3 protein-coding genes and 1 pseudogene are annotated in these 3,689 nt (G+C 66.9%); 2 read left to right on the top strand and 2 right to left on the bottom strand.

Going from position 1 to position 3,689, the window contains the following annotated elements:
* Positions 1-296 (top strand): annotated as a pseudogene (locus tag QOD90_RS15105) (DNA (cytosine-5-)-methyltransferase); the annotation flags it as partial.
* Here QOD90_RS15105 and QOD90_RS15110 read toward each other — a convergent pair.
* Complete coding sequence (locus QOD90_RS15110; protein ID WP_526351048.1) at positions 293-1,570, bottom strand: Ig-like domain-containing protein; 1,278 nt, start codon at positions 1,568-1,570, stop codon at positions 293-295. The pseudogene QOD90_RS15105 and the gene QOD90_RS15110 sit on opposite strands and share 4 nt — an antisense overlap.
* Positions 1,571-1,863: 293 nt before the next feature.
* Between QOD90_RS15110 and QOD90_RS15115 the strand changes: the two genes are divergently transcribed.
* A complete protein-coding gene (locus QOD90_RS15115; protein WP_526351050.1) occupies positions 1,864-2,826 on the top strand; it encodes an alpha/beta hydrolase in 963 nt (320 codons plus the stop codon).
* Here QOD90_RS15115 and QOD90_RS15120 read toward each other — a convergent pair.
* Positions 2,823-3,689, bottom strand: an 867-nt coding sequence (locus QOD90_RS15120; RefSeq protein WP_526351051.1) for an NYN domain-containing protein, incomplete at its 5' end; no start/stop codon positions are given. The two genes, QOD90_RS15115 and QOD90_RS15120, sit on opposite strands and share 4 nt — an antisense overlap.

The following is a 3,689-nucleotide window of genomic DNA, read 5'->3' on the forward strand; positions in this document are numbered from 1 at the left end:
GGCTCGCGCAACCCGGACGGTACGACTGTTCGGCGGACCCGCCGTGGAACGGCGTGAAGTGGTCGCGGCGGGCGGCATGGGCGGAACTCGACGGCGTCGTGCACGTCGGCGACGTCGGGCCGTGGCCAGTGTGGGAGCCCCGGCCGCCGCTGGTGGACTTCCTCGAGTTCCCCGGAAAACCGTTGTCGGCGCGGGCGGCGGTGGGGTTTCTGCGACGGACGCAGAAGGGTTCGCTGCGGTTCCCGACGGGCTTCGTTGGAGAGTTGACCGCGTACGCGCACCGGGTCCCGAGCTAGGTGATCTTGCTGCCCTTCAACCACTGATCCCACGGCACGGACCAGTCGCCGTTCTGCCAGATCTGCAGTGGCTTGCCGCCGGTATTGCGCACCTCGACGACGTCGCCGGGCACCGCGAAGCCGAAGAACCAGGCGGCGTTCTCGCCGTTGAGGTTCAGGCAGCCGTGCGAGGTGTCGGTGTTGCCCTGCGCCCAGACCGTCGAGTTGAGCTGGTGCAGGTAGATGCCGTCGACGCTGATTCGGGTGGCATAGGCGATGGACTCCTTGTACCCGAGGCGGGAATCGATCGGCAGCCCGAACGTCGAGGAGTCCATGACCACCGGGTTCGCCTTGTCGAGGACGGTGTAGACGCCTGGTGGGGTGAAGAACGAGAGCGTGGTGCCGCCGATGGTCTGCGTGCCGCCCATCCCCATCGACGTCGGCATGGTGCGGACCAGCTTGCCGTTGTCGAAGACGCTGACCATGTGCGTGGTGTCGTCGGCGACCGACACGTGCGCGTCACCGATCTTGAACGTCGTGTGCTCGTCCTCCGCGCCGTACAGACCGTCACCCAGCGGCGTGCCGTACAGGTTCGCGTCGACGGTGACGGAAGTGCCTGGCGCGTAATACTTCTCGGGTCGCCAGTGGGCATTCTGGTCGTCGACCCAGTACCACGACCCCGGCACCGGCGGGTTGGTGGTGACCGAGAGGTGCCGTTCGGCGTTGGCCTTGTTGTCGATGGCCTCGTCGAAGTGGGCGACCACCACCATGCCGATGCCGTAGGTGGCACCGTCCTCGAGCAGGTCACCGCCCGCGCGGTCGAGGTAGACCTGCGTCTGGCTGCTCGGGGACACCGTGCTGAAACTGGACACCTCGCGCGACGGCATGCCGCTTGGCCCGCGCGCGGCGATCGTCATCTTGTAGGTGCGGCCGTATCCGAGCTGGCTCGTCGGCTTCCACACCGTGCGATCGGGCGTCAGCACCCCGGGGATGACCTTGCCGCTGTCGTTGGTCATGGTGACGTCGGTGATGGTGCCGCTCGTCGCGGTGACGAGTACCGGTCCCGCTGGATTGACTCCGTCGGCGGCGGGCATCGGCGTGACCGACAGCGCAGCAGGCGTCGACGTGGGCACCGGCGGCTCCGCCTCAGCCAGGTTGCGTGGTGCGGCGAGCACCTGGCAACCGTGCACGCACCTTTCTGATCCGCTGACGAGGACGCCACCGAGTACGGCCAGCACCGCGAAGGATGCGGCCAACCAGGTCCCACGGGCACGACGAGTAGACGTCAACAACACTCCATAGATTTCAGCACCGACTAGAAGACGAGACCCCATGGTAGGTGGTTCACAGCGATCCTTCGCACCGGGCGACGCGGGGCGTGCCAGGTTCGTGATCGGGTTGTTTCAGAAGCGTTCATTGCGAGCATGACATATGCGTAGGACGCGCCGACGCATCGCGCTGAGCTGGGTGAATCGGCTTGCGGGCATGCTTATCCAGCAGATTCACAGGTATGACCGGCTCGTACGGGTAACAGGCTCGCACTTCAGGCCGACTATTGGGTTACAGCGAAAACAGATTGGCGTGACAAATGACATTCGTTCCAAGAATCCGCGACACGTGGCGGCGGATCGCCGTCGCCACCGTCGTCGCCGCGGTGTTGCCCGGGTTGATCGGCGTCGTCGGCGGCTCGGCGACCGCGAGCGCGTACTCCCGCTCGGGGCTACCGGTCGAGGACCTGATGGTGCCGTCGGCGGCGATGGGTCGCAACGTCCTGGTCCGCTTCCAGCCCGGCGGCTCCCACGCCGTGTACCTGCTCGACGGCCTGCGCGCCCGCGACGACAACAGCGGCTGGGACATCGAGACCAACGCGTTCGAGAAGTTCTACCAGTCGGGCGTGTCGGTGGTGATGCCCGTCGGCGGCATGTCCAGCTTCTACACCAACTGGGAGCAACCCGCCGTCGGCAACGGCCAGACCCAGACCTACAACTGGGAGACGTTCCTGACCTCGGAGCTGCCTGCCTACCTGTCGGCCAACAAGGGCATCTCGCCGTCCGGCAATGCCGTCGTCGGGCTGTCGATGTCGGGAAGCGCCGCGCTGATCCTGTCGGCGTATCACCCCGGCAACTTCAAGTTCGCCGGTTCGCTGTCGGGATTCGAGCACCTCTCCGACGGCGTCTGGCCGACACTGGTCGGCTTCGCGATGCGCGATTCGGGCGGCTTCGACGCGGGCGCCATGTGGGGCCCCGGCGGCGGACCGGACTGGCAGCGCAACGATCCGACGCTGCAGGCGGGCCGGATCGCCGCCAACGGCACCCGGATCTACGTCTACACCGGTAACGGCACGCCCAACGAACTCGGCGGCGCCGATCTGCCCGCCACCTTCCTGGAGGGCCTGACCAGGGACAGCAACGTCGCGTTCCAGAACGCCTACACCGGTGCGGGCGGGTCGAACGGAACGTTCAACTTCCCGCCGAACGGCACGCACAGCTGGGGGTACTGGGGTTCTCAGCTGGACGCCATGAAGCCCTCGCTCGTCCAGACGATCGCCTAACCCTTCAACCGCACCATCCGCGTCGTGGAGCTCTCGTCGAGCTCCACGATGTCGGAACGCGACCGCAAAAAGTCGCTGAAAGCCCGGAATCCCAAGGACTTTTCGGAGAACGACGGGTCCATCCGCTTCATCTGAGCCTTCACCGCGGAGTTGTGCAGCCAGTCGACGTCGTCCTTCTCGAGCCCGATGCGTAGCGCCCGCTCGAGCAGTCCGGTCGCGGCGGTCTGTGGGTCGGGCGCCTCGGGTTCCTCCTCGACGGCCTGGGGCCTCGTCGCTCGGCGACGCGGGGCGCGCTTCTTGGGTTCGGGCTCCGGCTCGCCCTTGTCGGTGTCCGGCTCGTCGGGTTCGAAGACCGGGACGCCGGGCAGCGCGTCGTAGATGACGAAGTCGTCGCACGCGGCGGCCAGCGACCGGCTCGACGAGCCTGCCACCCCGATGCCGACGACGTAACGGCCCAACCGCTTGCAGCGCTGCGCGAGCGCGATGTAGTCGGAGTCGCCGGCGACGATCACCACGTGGGTCAGGTCGGGCAGGCGGAACATGTCCTCGACGGCGTCGACGGCAAGCCGGATGTCGGCGCCGTTCTTGCCGTACGCCGCGGCGGGGAAGAGCTGCACCAGGTCGACGGCGCGACCGACGAGCTGGCCGCGGTATCCGGCGTTGACGTCTGCCGACCAGTCGGCGTAGGCACGGGTGAGCACCAAAGTGCCGAAGGACGAGGCGAAGTCGATGATCGCGCCGACGTCGACCGTGGCCCGTTGCAGGCGGTCGACCTCAAGGCCCTTGGTCTTGTCGCGTTGAAACGAGCTGCGCCCGTTCACTTGGTCGTACCGCGAGATGACGATGTTGTCGAAGTCGAGGTA

Source organism: Mycobacterium sp. (genome assembly GCF_032161845.1).
Classification (GTDB): domain Bacteria; phylum Actinomycetota; class Actinomycetes; order Mycobacteriales; family Mycobacteriaceae; genus Mycobacterium.